The 21,735-nt window shown below is 71.1% G+C and carries 20 protein-coding genes and 2 pseudogenes; 8 read left to right on the top strand and 14 right to left on the bottom strand.

Translation table 11 applies throughout. The features are described from left to right. Nucleotides 1-67: 67 nt before the first annotated feature. Together MCHUDSM44219_RS28405 and MCHUDSM44219_RS07010 are read left to right on the top strand one after the other, a co-directional pair. On the top strand, nucleotides 68-1,069 hold the full coding sequence (locus tag MCHUDSM44219_RS28405) for a hypothetical protein (RefSeq protein ID WP_053081206.1): 1,002 nt from the start codon (nucleotides 68-70) through the stop codon (nucleotides 1,067-1,069). Nucleotides 1,070-1,141: 72 nt separating this feature from the next. After that, nucleotides 1,142-2,275, top strand: coding sequence for an acyl-CoA dehydrogenase family protein (locus MCHUDSM44219_RS07010; RefSeq protein ID WP_048417534.1), 1,134 nt, complete (start codon nucleotides 1,142-1,144; stop codon nucleotides 2,273-2,275). A gap of 16 nt (nucleotides 2,276-2,291) precedes the next feature. Here MCHUDSM44219_RS07010 and MCHUDSM44219_RS07005 read toward each other — a convergent pair whose 3' ends face one another. The 6 genes from MCHUDSM44219_RS07005 to MCHUDSM44219_RS06980 form a co-directional block, all read right to left on the bottom strand. Further along, nucleotides 2,292-3,539: an HNH endonuclease signature motif containing protein gene (locus MCHUDSM44219_RS07005; RefSeq protein WP_048417509.1), complete on the bottom strand. Its 1,248-nt coding sequence runs from the start codon at nucleotides 3,537-3,539 to the stop codon at nucleotides 2,292-2,294. An 80-nt stretch (nucleotides 3,540-3,619) separates the two neighbouring features. Continuing rightward, the gene (locus MCHUDSM44219_RS07000; protein WP_082162084.1) at nucleotides 3,620-4,270 is read right to left on the bottom strand and encodes a class I SAM-dependent methyltransferase; all 651 of its coding nucleotides are present in this window, start codon (nucleotides 4,268-4,270) and stop codon (nucleotides 3,620-3,622) included. 2 nt (nucleotides 4,271-4,272) lie between these two features. Further along, a complete protein-coding gene (locus tag MCHUDSM44219_RS06995; protein WP_048417508.1) occupies nucleotides 4,273-4,620 on the bottom strand; it encodes a DUF732 domain-containing protein in 348 nt (115 codons plus the stop codon). After that, nucleotides 4,617-7,517, bottom strand: coding sequence for an MMPL/RND family transporter (locus MCHUDSM44219_RS06990; protein ID WP_048417507.1), 2,901 nt, complete (start codon nucleotides 7,515-7,517; stop codon nucleotides 4,617-4,619). The genes MCHUDSM44219_RS06995 and MCHUDSM44219_RS06990 overlap by 4 nt, the downstream gene beginning before the upstream one ends. After that, nucleotides 7,514-7,942, bottom strand: coding sequence for an MmpS family transport accessory protein (locus tag MCHUDSM44219_RS06985; RefSeq protein WP_048417506.1), 429 nt, complete (start codon nucleotides 7,940-7,942; stop codon nucleotides 7,514-7,516). The genes MCHUDSM44219_RS06990 and MCHUDSM44219_RS06985 overlap by 4 nt, the downstream gene beginning before the upstream one ends. A 208-nt stretch (nucleotides 7,943-8,150) precedes the next feature. After that, nucleotides 8,151-8,555: an Rv0313 family protein gene (locus MCHUDSM44219_RS06980; protein WP_048417505.1), complete on the bottom strand. Its 405-nt coding sequence runs from the start codon at nucleotides 8,553-8,555 to the stop codon at nucleotides 8,151-8,153. 107 nt (nucleotides 8,556-8,662) lie between these two features. Here MCHUDSM44219_RS06980 and MCHUDSM44219_RS06975 point away from each other — a divergent pair, with 107 nt between their 5' ends. Both MCHUDSM44219_RS06975 and MCHUDSM44219_RS06970 read left to right on the top strand, forming a co-directional pair. After that, nucleotides 8,663-9,469 carry a nuclear transport factor 2 family protein gene (locus tag MCHUDSM44219_RS06975; protein ID WP_048417504.1) on the top strand — a complete coding sequence of 269 codons (807 nt, stop codon included), beginning with the start codon at nucleotides 8,663-8,665 and terminating at the stop codon, nucleotides 9,467-9,469. Between the two features lie 59 nt (nucleotides 9,470-9,528). Beyond that, nucleotides 9,529-10,107, top strand: a complete 579-nt coding sequence (locus MCHUDSM44219_RS06970) for a hypothetical protein (protein ID WP_048417503.1) — start codon at nucleotides 9,529-9,531, stop codon at nucleotides 10,105-10,107. A gap of 5 nt (nucleotides 10,108-10,112) precedes the next feature. Here the strand turns inward: MCHUDSM44219_RS06970 and MCHUDSM44219_RS06965 are convergent, their stop codons facing one another. Together MCHUDSM44219_RS06965 and MCHUDSM44219_RS06960 are read right to left on the bottom strand one after the other, a co-directional pair. After that, a complete protein-coding gene (locus MCHUDSM44219_RS06965) occupies nucleotides 10,113-10,883 on the bottom strand; it encodes an SGNH/GDSL hydrolase family protein (RefSeq protein ID WP_048417502.1) in 771 nt (256 codons plus the stop codon). Nucleotides 10,884-10,893: 10 nt separating this feature from the next. Continuing rightward, entirely contained in the window at nucleotides 10,894-11,706 is an 813-nt protein-coding gene (locus MCHUDSM44219_RS06960) for a hypothetical protein (protein ID WP_048417501.1), read from the bottom strand. A 33-nt stretch (nucleotides 11,707-11,739) separates the two neighbouring features. Between MCHUDSM44219_RS06960 and MCHUDSM44219_RS06955 the strand changes: the two genes are divergently transcribed. After that, a complete protein-coding gene (locus MCHUDSM44219_RS06955) occupies nucleotides 11,740-12,225 on the top strand; it encodes an NUDIX hydrolase (RefSeq protein ID WP_048417500.1) in 486 nt (161 codons plus the stop codon). Between the two features lie 22 nt (nucleotides 12,226-12,247). Here MCHUDSM44219_RS06955 and MCHUDSM44219_RS30775 read toward each other — a convergent pair. The 5 genes and pseudogenes from MCHUDSM44219_RS30775 to malQ all read right to left on the bottom strand — a co-directional run. Next, nucleotides 12,248-12,628 (bottom strand): annotated as a pseudogene (locus MCHUDSM44219_RS30775) (nuclear transport factor 2 family protein); the annotation flags it as partial. A 53-nt stretch (nucleotides 12,629-12,681) separates the two neighbouring features. Continuing rightward, a complete protein-coding gene (locus MCHUDSM44219_RS06950; protein WP_048417499.1) occupies nucleotides 12,682-13,785 on the bottom strand; it encodes a PDR/VanB family oxidoreductase in 1,104 nt (367 codons plus the stop codon). Next, complete coding sequence (locus tag MCHUDSM44219_RS06945; protein WP_048417498.1) at nucleotides 13,785-14,684, bottom strand: metal-dependent hydrolase; 900 nt, start codon at nucleotides 14,682-14,684, stop codon at nucleotides 13,785-13,787. Before MCHUDSM44219_RS06945 ends, MCHUDSM44219_RS06950 begins: the two co-directional genes overlap by 1 nt. 62 nt (nucleotides 14,685-14,746) lie before the next feature. Beyond that, on the bottom strand, nucleotides 14,747-15,220 hold the full coding sequence (locus MCHUDSM44219_RS06940) for a hypothetical protein (protein ID WP_048417497.1): 474 nt from the start codon (nucleotides 15,218-15,220) through the stop codon (nucleotides 14,747-14,749). Nucleotides 15,221-15,323: 103 nt separating this feature from the next. Next, nucleotides 15,324-17,471, bottom strand: a complete 2,148-nt coding sequence (gene malQ / locus MCHUDSM44219_RS06935; RefSeq protein WP_048417496.1) for a 4-alpha-glucanotransferase — start codon at nucleotides 17,469-17,471, stop codon at nucleotides 15,324-15,326. A gap of 73 nt (nucleotides 17,472-17,544) precedes the next feature. Here malQ and MCHUDSM44219_RS30770 point away from each other — a divergent pair. Both MCHUDSM44219_RS30770 and MCHUDSM44219_RS30765 read left to right on the top strand, forming a co-directional pair. Continuing rightward, nucleotides 17,545-18,060 (top strand): annotated as a pseudogene (locus tag MCHUDSM44219_RS30770) (MFS transporter); the annotation flags it as partial. Between the two features lie 128 nt (nucleotides 18,061-18,188). Next, nucleotides 18,189-18,716, top strand: a 528-nt coding sequence (locus MCHUDSM44219_RS30765; RefSeq protein WP_236695380.1) for an MFS transporter, incomplete at its 5' end; no start/stop codon positions are given. Nucleotides 18,717-18,719: 3 nt separating this feature from the next. Here MCHUDSM44219_RS30765 and MCHUDSM44219_RS06925 read toward each other — a convergent pair. Beyond that, nucleotides 18,720-19,988 (bottom strand): acyl-CoA dehydrogenase family protein, encoded by a 1,269-nt coding sequence (locus MCHUDSM44219_RS06925; protein WP_048417495.1) that lies wholly within the window; start codon nucleotides 19,986-19,988, stop codon nucleotides 18,720-18,722. A gap of 144 nt (nucleotides 19,989-20,132) precedes the next feature. On the opposite strand from MCHUDSM44219_RS06925, the gene MCHUDSM44219_RS06920 reads away from it, so the two are divergent. After that, nucleotides 20,133-21,704, top strand: a complete 1,572-nt coding sequence (locus MCHUDSM44219_RS06920; protein WP_048417494.1) for a carboxylesterase/lipase family protein — start codon at nucleotides 20,133-20,135, stop codon at nucleotides 21,702-21,704. The last annotated feature ends 31 nt before the right edge of the window (nucleotides 21,705-21,735 follow it).

Genomic DNA, 21,735 nt, shown 5'->3' with positions numbered 1-21,735 from the left:
CCGCTGTAACAGTGGTCACAGCTCGCCCGATGAATCACAGACACCGGCTTCGACCGAAGGAGATGCCGTGGGCGCAGTGCTGGGGTTGTCGTTGACCGGGACCGAGATCGTCTGGGCGCTGGTGGACGAGGCAGCGCGCACCGTCGCCGATCACGACGCGGTCGAGTGGGACACCGACCCCGCCACCGCCGCGGCCGCCGCACGTGGCGCGCATGCCCTGGCCCGGGCCTGCGGTCTCGACGTCGAGCGGGTGCGTCTGGTCTGGACCCCCGACGCCCAGGCACACGGCCGGCAACTGCTTTCACATCTGGGCTCGCTCGGCATCGACGCCGAGGCGGTCCCGCTGACGTGTGCGACCCGCGTGCTCGTCGACCCCGGGCAGTGCGACATGCCCCCGCTGGTGGCCCTCGCCTACGGCGCCGCGCTGGCCGAGGTGGATCCGGCCGAGGCGATCACCGTCGCGCTGCCGCGGCAGACCCCTGCCCGGCGCCCGCGCCGACCCGCCCGCGTGCTGGCGGCCGCACTCGGGGTGGCCGCGGCCGCCGCGGTGGGTGCGGTGTTCCTGACCGCGGGTTCGGTACCGCAGGTCGAGCCGGCTGCGAGTGCGGTCGTCCCGCCCGCCGGCGCCGACCCCGGCTGGGTGAGTGTCACCGCGCCGGCGGACGGCACGACGAAGCAGCAGCGCAAGGTCGTCACCGAATCCAGCGAGCCTGCGACCGGATACGTGCAGTACGCCGCGCCGGTCAAGGCCGCCCCGGTCTCCGCCCCGATTCCCGAGGCGATCCCGGCGGCCGCCCCGGCGCCGGTGGCGGTGCCGGCACCCGAGGCCGTGCCCGTTCCCGTTCCCGAGGCCGTTCCCGTTCCTGAGACTGTTCCCGTTCCTGAGACTGTTCCCGTTCCCGTTCCCGAAGCCGCCGCCGAGGCGCATCTGCCGGCCACCGACCAGCAGCACCTCCCGGGCGCGGAGCCGGTGGTCGCGCCGCTGCCCGGCCCGGACGCCGAGACGCCCCCACTGCTGCCTGACACCCAGATGACAGTTCCGGTGAATCTGTTCACTGCGCTGTCCTGACCCGCTACCGTCGAGGCCGTGACAGCGGTCCCGCAGTTGGCTCGTGATCAGGTGGTCGGACTGGCCCGCGACATGCGCGATGTGGTGCGCGCGAGCGCCGCCGAGTCCGAGGCTCTTCGCACCCTGGCCCCCGGCATCGTCGACGCGATGTGGTCGACAGGCCTGATGTCGTCCTTCAACCCCGCTCCTGCGGGCGGCGCGGAACCGTCCTTCGCCGAGATGATCGACACCTGGATCGAAATGGCTTGGCAGGACGGCTCTTTCGGCTGGATCGGGATCGCCAATATGCCGTCCTCGTTCGCGGCCGCCACCTACCTGCCAGACGACGGCTTCGACGAGGTCTTCACCGCGCACGACAACCACGTCACGATGGGCGGACAGTTCTTCCCCAACGGGCAGGGTGTCGCCGTCGAAGGCGGCTACCGGCTCACCGGATCGTGGAGCTTCGGGTCGGGCACGGGGCACGCCGAGTACGTCGCGGCGGGATTCCTGCCGATGGTCGACGGGGAGATGCAGTGGGTCAGCGAGGGCGTGCCCGACATGCAGGTCGCGATCGTGCCCCGCGCCGACGTCGAGTTCCTCGACGGCTGGCACGTGCAGGGCCTCAGGGGCACCGGCTCCTACGACTATGCGATCCATGACGTGTTCGTCCCGCACCGGCGCACGTTCGCGCTGTTCACCCGCGAGCCGCGGCGGGGGAGCTCGCCCGCGACCCGGATGGGCATGATGCCGGTGACCGCGGCGGGTCATGCCGCGTGGGCGCTCGGGGTGGCCAAGAGCATGCTCGACGACGTCGCCGAGCTCGCCGCGACCAAGTTCCGGATGAGCGACATGGCCGCGCTGGCCTCCCGGCCCACCTTCCAGAAGGGCCTCGCTCACCATGTCGCGGCATGGCGGGCGGCACGGCTGCTGGTGCTCGACGCCTTCGGCTCGGCGGAGGCCGCCGTCGCCGCCGGCGATGACCTGACCCCGACGATGCGGGCCGACATGCGGGTCGCGGCGGTCTTCGCCACCGATACCGCCCGCACGTGCGCCGAATGGGCGCATCTGGCGGCGGGCACCACGTCGATCCGCGAGGGCAGCCGGCTCGAGCGCGCTTTCCGCGACATCTACACCGGCACCCAGCACGCCTTCATCAGCGAGAAGGTGGCGATCGACGCTGCCCAGGTCTGGCTGGGCATCGTCGACGACCAATTCGGGCTCTAGCCTTCGCCTTTCACCCTCACCGGGTGGGCGGTGGCTCGAACGGCTGATACCACCACCACTGAGCGCGTTCCCCGGTCGGGCCGGAGCACGGAGGGACATCGGGTGGGGGTTGCGTGGGTGGGCGGGCCAGGGATGCCGACGTCATGGGTCGGCCGGCGAGGTCGGTGACGACGAGGTGGTCGGCGGGCCCACTGATCGTGATGAGCCCGCGGTGGTGCGCCCGATGGTGATACGGGCAGACCAGCGCGAGGTTGGCGAGTTCGGTCAGCCCGCCGTCCTCCCAGTGCTGCAGATGATGGGCGTGCAGCCCGCGGGTCGCCCCACAGCCGGGCACCACGCAGGTCCGGTCTCGATGCTCCAGCGCCCGGCGCAGCCGCCGATTGACCGTGCGGGTGGACCGGCCCGCTCCGATGGTGCGGCCCTCGCGCTCGAACCACACCTCGCACGTCGCGTCACAGGTCAGGTAGCGCCGGTCCGCGTCGGTGAGCAGCGGGCCCAGGTGCAGCGAAGTGATCCGATCCTTGACGTCGACGTGCACGACCACGGTGGTGCGTTGCCCGTGCGGGCGCGCCGCGGCGTCGGCGTCCCATCCGGCGTTGATCAGCCGCAGGAACGCGTCTCCGGTGGTCGGCATCGGTGGGCGGGCCGTCGTAGGGTCGAGCGTTTTCCACTCGGAGATCAAGGCGTCTTTGTGCGACTGCAGCGCCGCCTCGAACGCCGCGGCCTCGACGTGGGGGAGCCGGATATGCCAGAAGGTGTACTGCTCGTCGCAGGTGTGGCTGATCGTGCACACCGGCTCCGGCTCGGGCACCACCTCAGCCTCGGACTCGGTTTCGGGTTCGGGTTCGGGTTTTGGTTTCGGTGCCAGCTTGAGCGCGGTGCGCAGCTGGGCGACCGTCGCACTGGCCGCCATCTGGGCGTAATGCTCGTCCGAGCCGTCGGCCGCCCGCTCGGCGATGACACCGACCTGATCCAGCGACAGCCGTCCCTCCCGCAACCCGGCCACACACTGCGGGAACTGCTCGAGCCGATTCGCTACCGCGGCAATGGTTTCCGCGCGAGACGGGGATACCCCGGTCTTCCATGCCACCAGATGCGCCAGAGACCTCGCGCCGGTGGCGGGCCACAGTTCGTCGCGGTCGATCTCGGCGACGATCGCCACGATCTGCCCGTCGATGGCGTTGCGCTGCCCGGTCAGTTCCGCCAACTGCGCGAACAACACCGACAGCCGCTCATCCTGCGCCAGAGAACTCGTCGGAGCCATGACTCCACCTTCACCGAGCGGTCCGACAGAACAGGCACACGTCGCGCGCGCCTGGGGATGGATCCGGCTTTGGGGATGAATCAGGCTGTGGGGGTGGGTTTCACGCCGATCGTGATGAGGTCGGACAGCACCTGCGTCCACAGCGGACGCCGCACCCGGTGCTGATCTTCGACGGTGAAGCCGGCGTCGGTGAACATCGCGCGCATCGTTGCCGGGGACGGGGCGTCGTAGGCCGGCAACCGCACTGCCGCCAGCATCTGCTCGGGCACGTACCGGCGCGGGCTCAGCGTCGCCACCGCGGCGATGCCCCCGGGCGCCAGCACGCGGTGGAACTCGCGCAGCGCCGCGGGCTGGTTGAACCAGTGGAACGCCGACGTGCTGACCACCGCGTCGAGGCTGCCGTCGTCGAACGGCAGCGCCTCGGCTGGCGCGGTCAACCACGTCACCGTCGCCGACCGCTGCGCGGCCTGCGCCAGCATCCCCTCGGACAGGTCGACCCCGTACACCGCGTCGGGGTGCACCTCGCGGGCGATCCGGTCAGCGAGAATGCCTGTGCCGCAACCGATGTCGGCGACGCGCCGAGATCCGTGCGCGGTGAGTGCGGCGATCACCTCGTCCTGGGCCGGGCGGTACACCCAGCGCTGGACGACAGCGGTGTCGTAGACCGGAGCCGCGAGGCTCCAGAATCCGGTGACCGCCTCGTTGAACCGCCTTCGGGTGGCGGACGGCACGGTCAGCCGGCCGGGCGGTCGGCCGCCGCGTCGAGGATCGGCAGCTTCTCGGGGCAGTAGGTGCGCAGACCGGCGGCGACGAACTGGTACGCCTGGTCGGTCGTGGTGTCCTTCTCCAGCTGGTTGTGCACGAACCGCGCGGTCGCGAACACGTCTGGGTCCACCCCGGTGTACACGCGCTTGCACATGATCTTGCCGATCCAGGCGTTGTAGTCCTTCTGCCCGTAGATCCCGTAGGTGTGCAGCTCGTTGGCGAAGTCGGTGTCCGGGTCGGCCACCGCGGGCGCGGCGGTGCCCAGCGCCCCCACCGTCAAGGCCGCCGCGGCGATCCCCATCAGAATCCGCTTCATGCTCTCACTCCCTCTGCCGGATCGGACTGTAGACCACCGGGCCGCGGCCACGGCTCCGGAATGGGCCGCCTGCGCACCCGTTGCGGCCACCAGAACCACGGACCCATCAGCGCGGCGATCGACGGTGTCATGAACGCACGGATCACGAGCGTGTCGAACAGCAGACCCAGACCGATCGTCGTACCGACCTGCCCGATCACGGTCAGCTCGCTGACCGCCATCGACATCATCGTAAGCGCGAACACCAGACCTGCGGCCGTGACGACCGAACCGCTGCCGCCCATGGCCCGGATGATGCCGGTGCCGATGCCGGCGTGGATCTCCTCCTTGAGGCGCGACACCAGCAGCAGGTTGTAGTCCGCGCCGACCGCCAGCAGGATGATCACCGCCATCGCGAGCACCATCCAGTGCAGCGGCTGGCCCAGGATGTGCTGCCAGAACAGCACCGACAGTCCGAACGAGGCGCCCAGCGACATCACCACCGTGCCGACGATGACGGCCGACGCCACCACGGCCCGGGTGAGGATCAGCATGATGATGAAGATCAGCGCGAGCGCGGCGATGCCGGCGATCAGCAGGTCGTAGTTGTTGCCGTCCTTCATGTCCTTGAACGTCGCCGCGGTGCCGCCGAGGTAGACCTTCGAGCCCTCCAAGGGGGTGCCCTTGATCGCCTCCTTGGCCGCGTTCTTGATCTTGTCGATCCGGGCGATGCCGTCGGCGGTCAGCGGGTCGCCCTCGTGGGCGATGATGAACCGCACGGACTTGCCGTCGGGGGAGAGGAACTGCTCGAGCCCGCGCTGAAAGTCCTTGTTGTCGAAGATCTCCGGCGGCAGATAGAACGAGTCGTCGTTCATCGAGTTGTCGAACGCGTCCCCCATGGCGTCCGAGTCCTCTTGCATGGCCGCCATCTGATCCTGCTGACCCTTCTGGGTCTGATACATCGTCAGCATCATGGTCTTCATGACCTTCATCGTGGAGATCATCTCGGGCATGAGTGCCACCATCTGCGGCATCAGGCTGTCCAGCCGCTTCATCTCCGGGATGATCTCTTTGAAGTCGTCGGTCATCACGTTGATGCCGTCGAGGGTGTCGAACACCGACCGGATCGCCCAGCAGACCGGGATGTCGTAGCAGTGCGGTTCCCAGTAGAAGTAGTTGCGGATGGGCCGGAAGAAGTCGTCGAAGTTGGCGATGCTGTCGCGCAGCGCCTCGATGTCGACGACCATGGCGTCCATCTTCGTGACCATCGCGTGGGTGATCTCCGACATCTGCTTGGTCAGGCCGGCCATCTTCTCCATCGTGGCGATGGTCTTGTCCATCTCACCGGCCTGCACCAGCATGTCGGCCATCCGGTCCTGCATGTACTTCTCGTTGAGCCGCTGGGTGGTGCCCTGCATGCTCATCTGGAACGGGATCGACGTGTGCTTGATCGGCTTGCCGTCCGGACGGGTGATGGCCTGTACGCGCGCGATGCCCTCGACCCGGAACAAGGCCTTGGCGATCTTGTCGATCACCAGGAAGTCCGCCGAGTTGCGCATGTCATGGTCGCTCTCGACCATCAGCAGTTCCGGGTTCATCCGGGCCTGCGAGAAGTGCCGGTCGGCGACGGCGTAACCCTCGTTGGCCGGCAGGTCGGCCGGCAGGTAGTTCCGGTCGTTGTAGTTGGTCTGGTAACCGGGCAGCGTCAGCAGGCCGACCAGCGACAGCGCGATGGTGCCCACCAGGATCGGCCCGGGCCAGCGGACGATCGCGGCGCCGATCTTGCGCCACCCGCGAATCCGCATCGCGCGCTTGGGTTCCAACAGTCCGAAGCGGGTGGCCAGCGAGATGATCGCCACCATCAGCACGACGCCGGCCAGCACCACCACGACCATGCCGATGGCCAGCGGCACACCGAGGGTCTGGAAGTACGGCAGCCGGGTGAAGCTCAGGCAGAACGTCGCACCCGCGATCGTCAGACCCGAACCCAGCACGACGTGCGCGGTGCCGTGGAACATCGTGTAGAACGCGGCCTCTTTGTCCTCGCCGAGACTGCGCGCCTCTTGATAGCGGCCGATCAGGAAGATCGCGTAGTCGGTCGCCGCGGCGATGGCCAACGTCACCAGCAGGTTCGTGGCGAACGTCGAGAGCCCGATGATCTCGTGGTAGCCCAGGAACGCGACGAGCCCGCGCGCGGTGGCCAGCGACAGCACCACCATGACGAGCGTGATCAACACCGTGACGATCGAGCGGTAGACCAGCAGCAGCATGATGATGATGACCGTGAACGTCGCCGCCTCGATGAGCGTCATGCTGCGGTCGCTGGCGATGTGCTGGTCGGCGGCCAGCGCGGCCGGACCGGTGACGTAGGCCTTCACGCCCGGCGGCGGCGGCACCTCGGCGACGAGCTTCTGGACGGCCTCCACCGACTCGTTGGCCAGGGTTTCGCCCTGGTTTCCGGCGAGCTTCACCTGGACGTAGGCGGCCTTGCCGTCGTTGCTGGTGGAGCCGGCCGCGGTGAGCGGGTCGCTCCAGAAGTCCTGCACCGACTGCACGTGCTTGTCATCGGTCTCGAGCTTTGTGACCAGCTGGTCGTACCAGGCGTGCGCGTCGTCGCCGAGGGGTTTGTCACCCTCGAAGACGATCATCACCGAGCTGTCGGAGTCACCCTCCCGGAAGGCCTCACCGACCTTCTTCATCGAGATCAGCGACGGCGCGTCATCCGGGCTCATCGACACCGCGCGCATCTGGCCCACGGTCTCCAACTGCGGGACCACCGTGTTGAGGATGACGATCACCGCGATCCAGCCCAGCACGATCGGCAGCGCCAGCGTGCGGATCAGCCGGGGGATCATCGGCCGGGGCGGGCGAGGGGGCGGGGAAGCGTCAGGGGCAGCGTCTCGGACCGGCGTGCTCATGCCGACTTCACGAAGCAGAAGGTCTGGGCATTGAGCCCGTCGGTCGTGCGCTCGTCCTTGAGCTCGTCGTCGACGAGGATCCGGCAGGTGATCGAGCTGCCGTCACCCTGGGCGACGATGTTCGGGGCCGCGGACGGCTCGGTGGTGCTCAGCGTCAGGGACCACGGAAGCGCGGCGTTGTCGACGCGCTGCGGCTTGGCGTCCAGGTCGAGATAGTTGATGTTGGCGTAGCTGCCGGTGCCGGTGATCTCGTAGCGGACCACCTTCGGATCGAACGGCTCGGGCAGATCGGCGAAGTTGCGCGGCGTCTCGATGATGCCCTCGGAACCGAAGAAGGTCCGGATCCGCGAAACGGTCAGCCCGGCGACCACCACGACGAACACGATGAGCAGCGGCAGCCACACCTTCCTGGCGACTTTGATCACGACGCGTGTCTCCCCACGTGCCCTCGACGTTTGCCGCGCAATCTGACCCCTGGCCTCGTGTCCGTTGTTTGGGTGATCTTAACTTAGCCCGTATAAGTTCTCACTCGGCGACAGATTAGCTCAAGTGAATGTGGTGCTGCTCACCGCTTTCCCGGCGGTGCGGGCCACGTCACGTCAATGGCCGGGGTGACGATGGGCGCCGGAGCGTCTACTCGTTGGTCGTGCCCTGGCCCGATTCGGTGCTGGTTTGGCCGGCGTCGAGCACGCTGACCGCGATGCCGTAGGGCAGGAACCGGACGCGGCGTGTGGGGTCCGTGTTGTTCTTGTTCGCGCGCAGCGCGTCCAGCTCGGTGGGGAACACCTGCTCGATGTGCGCGCCGCCGGACTCGTCGACGGTGTAGATCGTCCACACCCCGTCGCCGGTCTCCCCGGTGGTCTCCGGGCGGCGCGGCCGGCCACCGCGGGCCAGGTCGTCGAAGAGCACCGACCACCCGGCGCGCTCGCCCGAGGTCGTCATGAACTTGCCGAGGGCGTCGCGCAATCCCTCCCCGGCTTCACGCACCACACGGTCGAAATCCTCGGGATCGAAGCCAAAAGGCCCGTTACCGCTCATGGCGTTCCTCCTTGCGAAGCCGTGCCCGCAGCACAGCGGATGACACCAGTGTGCCCGCGGCGGCGGGTGCAGTCGACTCCCCGCCGCCCGAGGTGGTAGGCAACCGTATGCCCTTCACGCGCGCCGACGTGCTCTCGGCCGCCCGGCGCTCCCTCGCCGCGGCATCCGCACACGACCGCGACGGGTGGGTCGGGCTGTTCACCGTCGACGGGCGGGTGGAGGATCCGGTCGGTTCCGCACCCCACCGGGGGCACGTGGCCATCGGTCATTTCTTCGACACCTTCATCGGGCCCCGGGAGATCGGCCACCGTTCCGAGGCGGACATCGTCGTCGGCGCCACCGTGATTCGGGACCTCACCCTTGAGATCCGGATGGCCGCGGCGCTGACGATGGAGGTGCCCACCTTCATCCGCTACGACGTGAAGGACACTGCGGAGGGCCTCCGGATCGCGGCGCTGTCGGCGTACTGGGAACTGCCGGCGATGATCCGTCGCTTCCTGCGCGGCGGCGTCGCCGCGGCGCCCGCCGGGCTGGCGCTGGGCCGCGCGATGGTCACCCATCAGGGCGTCGCCGGCAGCCTGGGCTTCCTGCGCGGGTTCGCCGGCACCGGCACCGGCGCCGCCGGGGTGTTCGCCCGGCTTCTCGACGACGTGTGCGGGGGCGACGAGGTCGGTGTCCGGCGGCTCACCGGCGACGTGCCGATCACCGCCGGCGACGACGAGCCCCGCAGCGCCTCGGATCTGCTGCGGCTGCTCGGGGGTGGGCAGTGGGACAAGCTGATCCGCTCCGGACGGTCGGTCGCCGCGAGGGTCCAGCGCGACGAGGGGCGCTGTGTCGTGATCGGCGAGGTCGGCCGGCGTGGTGAGACCCGCGCCGCGCTGACGCGGCTGCGGGTCTTCGGGGAGATCGCTTAGCTGCCGGGACGGCCGGGTTGTCGCGCCCGGCACCGGGAACGTGAGAACGTAGCAGGACCATGAACACCACTGGCCGCGCTCCGGACGCATACATGAGCTACGAAGAGTTCGGCCGGCGGTTCTTCGAGGTCGCGGTGACCGAGGAGCGGGTGGGCGATGCGATCGGTCAGATCGCCGGCGATGCGTTCGAGATCGGTCCGATCGCCCAGGGGCCAGGCAAGCTGGCCAAGGTGACGGCCAAGGTCCAGATCATGCCGCCGCGGGTGAACCGGCGGGTGGCCGACGAGATCACGTTCGGGATCCGGATCCCGCTGGAGATCGACATGGTCGTCGACCTGAGGATCGACAAACCGAAGTTCATGGTGTTCGGCGAGATCTCGTTGCGCGCGGTGGCCCGGGCCGCCGAACCGCTGCTACTGATCATCGACGTCGAGAAGCCGCGGGCCGCCGACATCGCGATCCACGTGACGTCGAAGTCGCTTCGCGCCGAGGTCGTGCGCATCATCGGCGGCGTGGACGCCGAGATCAAGCGGTTCATCGCCGCGCATGTCGCCGGGGAGATCGACAGCCCGGCGTCGCAGAAGGCCAAGGTCATCGACGTCGCGACGGAACTCGACGCGACGTGGACGGGCATCTGAGCGGATCAGCCCGCCAGGTCGGTGAGCACCGGCCGGCGCGGCGCCCGCGCGTCACCCACCGACCGCCCGCGCAGGTGATCCCACAGCCACGGCATCAGCATGTTCTGCGTCCACAGCAGCTGCGAGTAGGTCCGCGAGCGCAGCGACGGCGGCCGCGCCTGCGGGTCCGCAGTGGCCCAGGCGTGGCTGCTGCCCGGCAGGCCGAGCGCTTCGGCCGCGGCCTCGGCGAACAACGCGTGCCCCCGCGGCGAACCGTGCACCCGGTCCGGGCTCCAGGTGTCCGGCTGCGTCATCGACGGCGCCGTGTAGAGGTCCACCAGCGCAAAGCCGTTCCGCCGGGCGGCGGACCGGATCTCCTCGTTGATCGCGAGCACCCGCCGGCCCAGCACCCGCCCGATCGGCAGGATCCGGGCCAGGTCGGGGAACGTCGTGGTCACCACCGTGGCCCCGGAATCCGCCAGCCGGGAATGCAGCTCGTCGAGCTGGCCGAGCGCCTGCTCGAAACCGCGGCCGGGCCGGGTCATGTCGTTCATGCCGATGCACACGGTGATCAGGTCCGCACCCATCGCGAGCGCGTGAGGCAGCTGCGCGTCGAGGACATCGCGGATCTGGTTCCCGCGCACGGCCAGGTTGGCGTACTGCAGCCCGGGGGACAGCGCGTCCAGCCTCTCGGCGAGACGGTCGGCGAAACCCCGCAGACCGGAGGTGTCGTCGCCGTCCCACAGGCCCTCGGTCTGGCTGTCGCCGAGCGCGACGTAGCGGGCGTAGGAAGCCACGCAGGGGACTCTAACGCGAACGGCCCAGCCTGGTCAGGTTGAGCGCCACGCCGACGCTGAGCTGGGTGATGATGTCCTCCAAGCGTTTCCGGTCCAGCTCGGTGCGCCACTGCGGCAGCGTGCCGGACACCCGCACCACCCCCGGCGCGAACTCCACCCGGGTCAGGGTCAGGCCGTGCGCCAACTCGGGCAGCCGCACCGGGTAGGCCGGGGTGCGGGTCGGCAGCCGCCAGCGGGTGGTCCCGACGGCCACCGTGTGGGCCTGCAGCCACAGCGTCGACCCGTCGACGCGGGCGTCGATCTCGAGGTGCCCCAGCCGCGGGCGCCGGGCGAACCGGATGCGCGCCACCCCGTCGGCCCCGACGTCGCCGGCCAGCCGCGGCGCGGCGCGGCCGAACAGCTCGTCGAGCACCGGCGTCGGCACCTCCAGCGTGAGCTCCACCGGAGCGGCCACCAGCACCGGGGGCGCTCCGGGCCGGACGTGGACGTTGTGCAGCACCACCGTGGCGGTATCGAAAACACTTGTTCGCCAACGAATGTCACCGGCCACCAGGCGGACGTCGTTGAGCTGGCCGACCGACAGGCCCCGCACGTCGAGACGGGAATCGAACCGGGCCACCGTCAACGTCAGATCGCCGTCGTCCAGGCGCACGGTCAGGCGCCTGCCGATCACCAGGCGGCGCACGGTCACGAACAGCGCCCGGTAGGCAGCCGCGGCACTGCTGTTGACCGGCACCATCGCGGTGGCCGACCACAGCGAGGTGAGCATGTCGAGCGGCCGGAACGGGTCGAACCGGCGCACGGACCGCGCGGGACGGGTCATCGCCGTCCATCCTCGCACGGGTTATCGTCGCGCATGCCCACGCTCAGCGCCGGCCTGCTGCTCTACCGCGGCGACGGCCCCGGTCTGGAAGTCCTGATCGGACATCCCGGCGGTCCGTTCTGGGCGCGCAAAGACGAAGGCGCCTGGTCGATTCCGAAAGGCGAGTACGCCGAGGGGGAGGACCCGTGGGAGGCGGCGCGGCGGGAGTTCACCGAGGAGATCGGCACCCCGCCGCCCGAGGGTCCGCGCATCGACCTCGCGCCGCTGCGCCAACCAAGTGGCAAGATCATCACCGCGTTCGCCGTGCGCGGTGACCTCGACGTCTCCGGCGCCGTCAGCAACACGTTCACGATGGAGTGGCCGCCGCGGTCGGGCCGGCTCAGGGAGTTTCCGGAGATCGACCGGGTGGCGTGGTTCGACCTGGAGGCGGCTCGCGCCAAGCTGCTGAAGGGCCAGCGCCCGCTGCTGGACCGCCTGGAGCTCGCAGTCGGCGGATCGGACGGGTCTCGATCGCGTTGACGGTCAGCGCGCGGCCGTTGATGCGCCACCCGGACCGGGTCCTCAGATACTCGTCGTCGTAGCGCAGATGCCACACCACGTCGGTGTCACCCGTCCAGTGGTGGGCGATGCACGTGATCCGGCCGAGCGCGTGGTCGGGATGCCGCCCGGGGGCGTACACCTCGCCGACGATCGCATGCTCGGTCCGGGTGACCGCGGCCAGCGCCGCCAACGCGGTGCGCACACCGTCGTGACCGTGGTGCACATGCACCGGCTCGAGGATGTCCGGCGGTGCCGGCAGGTGGAATTCGGCTGTCGCGGTGAACAATTCGGGCACGCCATCGAACCGGCGGTCATCCACCGCCGATGCGTAGAGATGCACGAGGTCGGTGAGCGCGAGCCGGTCGGCCACTGCGAGGGTCATGGCAGTGATGTCGCACCCGGAGCCAACGGCATGGGCGGATCCTACCGACGTGGCTACAGATCCAGAGTCAGACGTGAGGTGCCGGCGGCCCGGGAGACGCAGGTCAGCATCTGGCCGGCGGCGCGTTCGGGATCGGTGAGCAGCGTGTCGCGGTGCTCGACCGCACCGTCGAGCACCCGGATACGGCACGTCCCGCAGAACCCCTGCCGGCACGAGTACGGCGCCGGCACCCCGGCCCGCCGCAGCGCGGCCAGCAGCGTCTCGTCGGCGGCCACGGCGACCGGCGCGCCGGTCGAGGCCACGGTCACTTCGAACGCCCGGCCGTCGACCACCGGCGGCGCGGCGAAGCGCTCGAAGTGCAGTTCGACGTCGTCGCGCTCGACCAGCGCCGCCCGCACCGCGCTCAGCATCGGCGCCGGACCGCACGCATACACCGCGGTGTCCGACGGGCAGTCGCCGAGAAGAGTTGCCGCACTGGGTAACCCGAACTCGTCATCGGTGCGGATCTGGACGGCGGAGCCGTGCGCGGCCACCTCGTCGAGGTACGGCAGGCTGTCGCGGCTGCGGCCGGAGTAGATCATCGACCAGTCCACACCGAGGCGGCGGGCGGCCCGCAGCATCGGCAGGACCGGGGTGATCCCGATGCCGCCGGCGATGAAGCGGAACCGCCGCGTCGGGGATCCGTGACCGGGCACGGTCAGCGGGAACGCGTTGCGTGGGCCGTGGGTGTGCACGACGGCGCCCTCGGTGAGCGCGTCGTGCACCTCGACCGATCCGCCGCCGCCGGCGGGGATGCGCCGCACCGCGATCCGGTAGACGTCGGCGTCCGAGGGATCACCGCACAGCGAGTACTGCCGGACCAGACCGCTGGGCAGGTGCAGGTCCAGGTGAGCACCCGGATACCAGCGGGGCAGCGATCCGCCGCCGGCCGCGGTCAGCGTCAGCTCCACGACGTCCTGGTCGCGGGCCACGACGCGGCGCCGCAGCACGCTCAGCGCGATGGTGTCGTCGCGGCGCGCGGGCGGGGAGATCCGGCGGCGCGCCGAGGCGGCGAACAGCCCGGAGATGCCGGCGCCGGCCAGCGCCAGCACCGGGTCGTGCCGGGTACGTCCCGACGCGCTCGGCGGGGTCTGCCGGTAGTACGGCAGCAGCCGCATCACAGGTGCGCGGCGCGCGCCGCGGGCGAGGTGGCCAGATAGGCCACCGCCTGGGCGGTGGAGCCGAACTGCTCGGGGGAGTACCGCGGTCGGAAGTAGGTCAGCGTGCCCGACCCGAACAGCTGGCGGTAGCGCGGCAGCAGGCCCAGCTTCGAGTCGCGCATCCGCATCCGGTTGAACTCCCACCAGCCGACGTCGACTGCCGGATCGTTCTTGACCAGGTACCAGGCGGTGCGCTGGAAGAACACGAACAGCATCGTGGCCGACAACGTCATCGCGCGGATCCTCGCGAGGTAGCTGTCGTGGAAGTACGCGGCGACGTCGTGGGCGACGCTGCGGTGCTCGACCTCCTCGCTGCCGTGCCAGCGGAACAGGTCGGTCAGCGTGGGGTCGGCGCCGTGCTCGTCCCACGAGCAGTTCAGCGCGAAGTCGCCCATCACCGCGGTGTAGTGCTCGATCGCGGCGATCAGCCACAGCCGGTCGCACAGGTGGTTCATCCGCCGGGTGGGGTCGGAGGAGTCCAGCGGCGCCAGCACCCGGGAGAAGACGTGCTCCACCTGGGCGAGTATCGGGGCCGGATCGACGCCGCGCTCAACCATGAAGTCGTGCAGGATCGCGTCGTGCACATCGGCGTGGGTGGCCTCCTGGCCGATGAACCCGCGGATGTCGTCGGCCAGCTTCGGATCCTGCACCATCGGCAGCGCCTCGTTGAATGTCTGCACGAACCAGCGTTCGCCGGCGGGCAGCACGAGGTTCAGCACACTGACGACGTGCGAGGCGACCGGGTGGTCGGGAATCCAGTGCAACGGCACATCGGTGACGTCGAAGGCCACCTTGCGGGCCTGGATCTGCACGGGGCCCGGATCGATCTCGTCGGCGAAACGGCGCGGTCGCAGCATGACGGGAGTCTACGACGCCCGACCCGGTTAGTGGGAACGCTGGTCCCGGATAGCTGAGGGTGTCAGCCGGCGGGGAGCGGCTGCCCGGGGATCGCCGGTCCGCCGGCGATCTGCGGCGGCGCGCCGGCGATCGGCGCGCCCGCGCCCGGGGCGCCGGCGATCGGCACGACCGGCGTGGGGGTGACCGTGGTGATCCCGTTGGCGCCGACGGTGGGTCCACCGGTGGGGCCCTGGGCCTTGATCTGGTCGGCGGCGGCCTGCGTGCAGTCCAGCGAGAGCAGCATGCGTCCGCCGCTGGTCATCTTCTGCTGGTCGACCAGGCAGGACGACTGCGACAGCACGCTGCCGCGGGAGCCGCCGAAGTACGCCTTGATGCCCTGGCTCTTCAGGATCGCGAGCGCGCGGCCGTACTGCTCGCCGGTCACGTTGTACGGGCTGGGCGCCCCGGCCGGCTGGGACAGCGCAGCACCGGCCCCGACCAGGGCGATTGTCCCGGCGGCCACCAGGCCACCGCTGAACACGACGAGCTTTCTCACGACAACTCTCTCCTCGGGTCGGCGACGCGGTGCGAACATATCGCAGCGGTGACGAATGTGAAACCGCTGCGCAGCCCCGCGGCGTTACAGGGACGGTTGCGACTCAGCCCGCCGCGGGCCTGACCGCCGCGCGCATCACCTCGCACAGCGCGGCCGCCCGGGGGTCGTCGAACACGTCGTCGAGCAGCACCGGCCGCCCGTCGGGACCGGCCAGCGGAACCCGCCAGTTGGGGTACTCGTCGGTGGTTCCCGGCTGGTTCTGGGTGCGCGTCTCCCCGACGGCGTCGGCCAGCGACATCGCCAGCAGGCGCGACGGCGTGCGGCCCAGATACCGGTGCAGGGCCACCACGACGTCTTCGGGGTCGGGGTCGGAGTCGCTGTCGGGCAGCAGCCCGGCGCGGCGCAACTCGGACATCCAGGCCCGCTGATGGGCACGGTCGGTGGCCAGTTCCTCGGCGGCGGGCCGGGCCAGCAGACCCAGCTCCTCGCGCAGCCGGACGTGTTCCCCGGCCAGATAGCCCGCGGTCGGCGGCAGATCGTGGGTGGTGACCGCTGACAGGGCGGTCTCCCGCCACCGCTCGGCGGGCAGCGGCGCACCGTCGTGGTCAGCTTCGAACCACAGGATCGACGTGCCGAACAGACCGCGCTCGTGCAGATAGTCACGTACCCAGCGCTCGACGGTCCCGAGATCCTCGCCGACGACCAGCGCCCCGGCCCGGTGTGCCTCCAGCGCGACGATGCCGATCATCGCCTCGTGGTCGTAGCGGACGTAGGTGCCCTCGGTCGGCGATGCGCCCCTCGGGATCCACCACAGCCGGAACAACCCGATGATGTGGTCGATGCGCACACCGCCCGCGTGCCGCACCGCCGCCTGCACGAGCGCCCGGAAGGGTTCGTAGGCGGTCTCGGCGAGGCGGTCGGGCCGCCACGGCGGCTGCGACCAGTCCTGACCGAGCTGGTTGAACTCGTCGGGCGGGGCGCCGGCGGTGACCCCGAGCGCCAACGTGTCCTGCAGCGCCCAGGCGTCCGCGCCGTCCGGATCCACCCCGACCGCGAGATCGGCCATGATGCCGAGCTCCATGCCCGCCGACAGGGCGGTGGCCTGCGCCGCGGTCAGCTGCTCGTCGAGCAGCCACTGCAGCCAGCGGTGGAAATCCACCTCGGCGGCGTGGGCGGCGGCGAACTCGGCGACCGCCGGACTGCGCGGGTGCGCCAGCTCGGCCGGCCACCCGTGCCAGTCGGCGCCGTGCTGCTCGGCGAGTGCACACCACGTCGCGAAGTCGTCGAGGCTGCGGCCCTCGCGGCGGCAGTACGCCTGGTAGGCGATCTCACGGCCGGCCGAGAACTCGACCAGGTAAAGGCTCTCCAGCGCTGCGCGTTTGGCCTTCCACACCCCGTCGCGGTCGATGCGCTTCGAGCGCGCGGCCTTCGCCTGCACCTGAGCGCGGGCCTTGCGGATCCGCCCGCGGTGGCGCAGGTAGGCGTACTCGGGCACCGCCTCGACCCGCAGATAGAGCGGGTTGACGAAGCGCCGCGAGGTCGGCAGGTAGGGCGAGGGCTCCATCGGGGCGGTGGGAGCCGCCGCGTGCAGCGGGTTGACCAGCACGAACCCGGCGCCGTGCCGGGCCGCAGACCACACCGCCAGATCGGTCAGATCCGCCAGATCGCCCACGCCCCAGGACTTCTGCGATCGCACGCTGTAGAGCTGCGTGGACAGTCCCCATGCCCGGCTCTGGCCCAGCCGCGCGGGCGGCGCGATCCGCGCCGGGGACACGATCACCGTCGTCGCCGCGTCGAACGAGCCGACCTGCAGGTGCAGCCGGTGATAGCCGACCGGCAGATCGGCGGGCAGCTCGAAGGTCGCCTCGCCGATCAGCCGGCCGTCCAGATCGTAAGGGGGACGGTTGTTCTCGAGCTGACGCAGCCCGGTGCGCACGCTGCCGTCCTCCAGTCGCAGCCACAGGCCCACCGGGTCACCGTGCGTCACGTGGACCCAGAACGGGGTGGCGGCCCCGGTGCGGGCGACGATCGACGCCGGCAGGGAGCGCTCCCAGTGGGCGCGTTCGTGCGCGGTGAGCGCGTCGGCACGCTGCTCCTCCGTCGCCGCGGGCACGCCGAGCGCGGCCAGGACCGCAATCAGCGTGGCGGCAGGCACCGTGACCCGCCGGCCGGTCCAGTCGTCGTACTCGGTGGCCACGCCGTACCGCGCGGCGAGATCGATCAGCGACGCGGTGCGCTCCTGCTCGGACATGGCGCAATCTTGCCCTCACCGCCGGTGCCGCGTCGCGTCGACGGTGCCGGCGGCCCGGTAGGGTCGGTGCACCATGCCGCCACACCCGCTCGACGGCGGCGAGGCGCGCGACCGGCGGGCCCGCGTCGCGATCGGCGCCGTCTTCCTCACCAACGGTGCGCTGTTCGCCAACCTGCTGCCCCGGCTGCCGGAGATCAAGACCGACCTGGGTCTGTCCAACGCGATGCTCGGCGGTGCGGTCGCGTCGTTCTCCGCGGGCGCGCTGATCGCCGGGCCGGCGGCCGCGGCGCTGATCCGGCGGTTCGACTCCGCGCGGGTGTCGCTGGCCACCACCGTGGTGCTCGCCCTGTTCATCGTGATCGCCGCGTCGGCTCCGGCGCCGCTGATCCTCGGTGCCGCGCTGTTCCTCGCCGGCGCCGCGGACGCCATCACCGACGTCGCCCAGAACGTCAACGCCCTACGGCTGCAACGACAGTACGGCCGGTCGATCATCAACTCGCTGCACGCGGTGTGGGCGGTGGGCGCCGTGACGGGCGGTCTGATGGCGGCCGCCGCCATCGCCGCGCACGTGCCGCGAGCGATTCACCTCGGCGGCTCCGCGGTGCTGTTCTGTGGCGTCGCCGCCGCGGCCTACCCGTTCCTGCTGCACGGGCCCGCCACACGTCGAGCACCCGGGGCCAGTTCGCCGGGTCGTCGGGATCGGTGACCGCGAGATGNGGCGTGGACTACCTCGCCGTCGGGGCGCTCACCCACTCGGTGCGGGTCCTCGACCTGGGGCTGTATCTGCGGGACAGCCTCGGCGCGCCCGGGCCGGTCGCCGCGCTGGGCTACGTCGCGCTGGTGGGGTGCATGTGCGTGGGGCGGCTCATCGGGGACCGGCTCGTCGACCGGTTCGGTGAGCGGGCCGTGGCGCGTGCCGGCGGCGTCGTCACCGCGGCCGGAATGGGTGCGGCGCTGGCGTTTCCGTCGGTGCCCGGCAGCATCGCGGGCTTCGCCGCGGCCGGTCTGGGGGTGGCCACCGCGGTGCCCGCCGCGATGCGTGCCGCCGACGAACTGCCGGGCCTGCGTGCCGGTACCGGGCTGACGATCCTGACCTGGCTGATGCGGGTCGGCTTCCTCGGGGCGCCGCTGATCGTGGGGGTGGTGGCCGACGCGGCGAGTCTGCGGGTGGGGCTGCTCAGCGTGGTGATCGCCGGGGTGAGCCTGATCGCGTTGGGCGGGGTGCTGGCCGGCCGGCGCCGGTAGGGGTCAGTACACCAGCCCGAGCCGCGGGGGCCGGGTGCCGTGCAGCGTGTGGTTGCCCAGGTGCACGTATTTCCACCGGGCCGGGTCGTGCAGCGAGTGCACCCGCACGTTGCGCCAGTGCCGGTCCAGGTTGACCGCGCCGTCGGTGGCCGAGGTGCCCGCCAACTCGAAGATGCCCCCGGCGATCTCGACGCCGTCCTGCTGGGCCAGCGCCTTGGCCGCCGCGACGGTCAGAGACGCCTCGGCGGCGGCGTCGCGGGTGACCTCCGGCGCGGCGAGCGCCTCGTCGATCAGGGCGGTGCCCCGCGCCAGCAGCGCCTCCAGCGCGTAGAGCCGCGCGGTGAACTCGCCGAACCGCCGCACGATGTGCGGCTCCTCGTCGGCGCGGTCGATGCCGGCGTCGAGCGCCTCCTTCCACGGCCGTGAGCGGGTGCGGACGAACTCCGCGCCGTCCTCGAGGGCGGCCCGCGCGATGCCGATGTCGATCGCGGCGTGCAGCGCCTGATCGAAGGCGCCCGCCACGCTGGGCGGCGCGTCGACCGGGTGCGGCGGCGGCCCCTCGTCGATCACCAGGTCGGCGGGGACGGTCACGTCGCGCAGCGTCACCCGGCCGCTGCGGGTGCCGCGCTGCCCGAACGCCGACCACTCGTCCAGATTCAGCGTGACGCCGGTCTGGTCGGGCCGCACGAACAGCGTGGCGCTGTCTCCCGAATCCCGGTCGGCGATCCGCGCCGACACCGCGATCCACGCCGCGCCGAGCGCGCCCGTCGCGTAGTACTTGGTGCCGTTGGCCACCCAGCCGCCGTCGCGGCGCGTCACCGTGGTGCGGCGGTCCAGCGCGTGGGCGGTGCCCCGCTCGGCGGTCGCGTTGCCGAGCTGGGCGCCGGCGAGCAGATCGGCGAAGATCCGCGGCGCCGGCTGCCGGTCGCCCAGCCCGGCGATGTTGTGGGCGATGACATAGTGCGCCAGCAGCAGCTGCCCGACGGCTCCGTCGGCGCGCGAGAGCCGGCGCAGCACCTCGACGACCGTGGACGCCGGCAGCCCGGGACCGCCGTGCTCCGCCGGAACGGAGATGCCGAGCAGCCCGGCGTCGGCCACCAGGCGCAGCTGCGGGATCAGCACGGCGTCGGCGCGCTCACGGTCGGCGCTGCCCGGTGCGATCGCGGCGGCGACCCGGTCGGCGGCGGCCAGGGCGTCGCGCGGCGTGGACAGCACCGGCGGTGTGGTGTCGGTCGACCCGCCGGGGGTCGCGGCGAGGATGTCGGCGGTCATGGCGGCACCGTAGGGAGGGGGCGGCGCGGCGCGGGAGAGTTGTGAGCAGCGAGAATCTTTGTCGTGCCGCGCCGTCGGGGCGATCTCGGCGGAGCACGCCGCTGGTACAGTTACGTACCGGCTGTCGATCGAAGGAGACCAGCGATGACCGCTGAGGCGACGACCCGCAGCAATGCGGGTGGACGGCCGATTGTGGACACCACCTACGGACCCGTCCGCGGCGTGGACGACGGGGTGGTCGCCTCGTGGAAGGCGATCCGCTACGCCGCCGCACCTGTCGGTGACCTGCGCTGGCGGGCGCCGCAGCCGCCGTTGCCGTGGACCGAACCGTTCGACGCCACCCGCGTCGGCCCGGTCTGCCCCCAGCCCACCGATCCCCGTATCCCGATCGACCTGGGCGCCCCGCAGGGCGAGGACTTCCTGCGTCTCAACGTCTGGGCGCCGTCGGGCACCGAAGCCGGTGCCGGCAAGCCGGTGATGGTGTGGGTGCACGGCGGCGCCTACATCCTCGGTTCGGCCAGCCAGCCGCTCTACCACGGCCGCCGGCTGGCCGCCGACGGCGACGTCATCGTGGTGACGGTCAACTACCGGCTCGGCGCGCTGGGCTTCCTCGAGCTGGCCACCCTGGGCGCGGACTCCGAACGGTTCGCGACCAACGTCGGCCTGCGTGACGTGCTCGCCGCGCTGGAGTGGGTGCGCGACAACATCGCCGCCTTCGGCGGTGACCCCGGGCAGGTCACGCTCTTCGGTGAATCGGCCGGCGCCGGCGTGGTGACCACGTTGCTCGGCAGTCCCGCGGCGAAGGGCCTTTTCCACGCCGCGATCGCGCAGAGCTCCCCGGTCACCTCGTCCTACGACGCGGAGCCGGCCAGCCGGATCGCCGCGCGCTTCCTCGACGCCGTCGGGGTGGGCCGCGACGAGCTGTCCCGGCTGGCGGACCTGCCCATCGAGGCGATCGTGACCGCGTCCCGCACCGTGTTCGACGAGGTGCCGGTGCAGACCCCGGGCCGGCTGGCCTTCGCGCCGATCGTCGACCGCGACATCATCCCCGACTACCCGGTGCGGTTGGCGCGCGCCGGCCAGACGCATCCGGTGCCGCTGATCATCGGCACCAACCGCAACGAGGCGGCCCTGTTCCGCTACATGAAGTCGCCGCTGATGCCGATCAAACCGGAGTCCATCCGGGCGATGTTCGCCGAGATCGCGGCCGAACAGCCGGAGCTCTCGCTGCCCGCCCAGCGCGAGCTCGAGGGGATCTACCGCGGCCGACGCAAGGGCAAGGGACTGGGCCTGGCAGGCGACCTGGGCTTCCGGATGCCGTCCATCTGGTTCGCCGACGGTCACCGCACCTCCGCGCCGGTCTATCTCTACCGCTTCGACTTCGCCACCCCGATGCTGCGGCTGCTGCGCCTGCACGCCGCGCACGCCACCGAGTTGCCGTTCGTCTGGGGCAATCTGGGCGCGGTGCGCCGGGACCCGATGTTCGCCCTCGGCGGCCGCGCGGCCGGCGAGCAGGTGTCGCGCCGGGTGCGCGCACGCTGGACGAACTTCGCGCGCGACGGCGTGCCGACGGGGCCTGCCGGCGAGCCCCAGTGGCGCCCCTACGGCGCCGACGACCGCGCCACGCTGGTCATCGACCGGCAGGACTCCGTGGTCGACGACCTCGACGGGCCGGTGCGGCGCGCCTGGGGCGACGACATCCTGAGCTTCCGGTAGGAACGGGGGAGCGACGTGGACTTCTTGGACG

Origin of the sequence: Mycolicibacterium chubuense, assembly GCF_001044255.1 — a bacterium.
In the GTDB taxonomy this organism is placed as follows: domain Bacteria; phylum Actinomycetota; class Actinomycetes; order Mycobacteriales; family Mycobacteriaceae; genus Mycobacterium; species Mycobacterium chubuense.
This window is presented reverse-complemented; position numbering and strand designations above follow the sequence as displayed.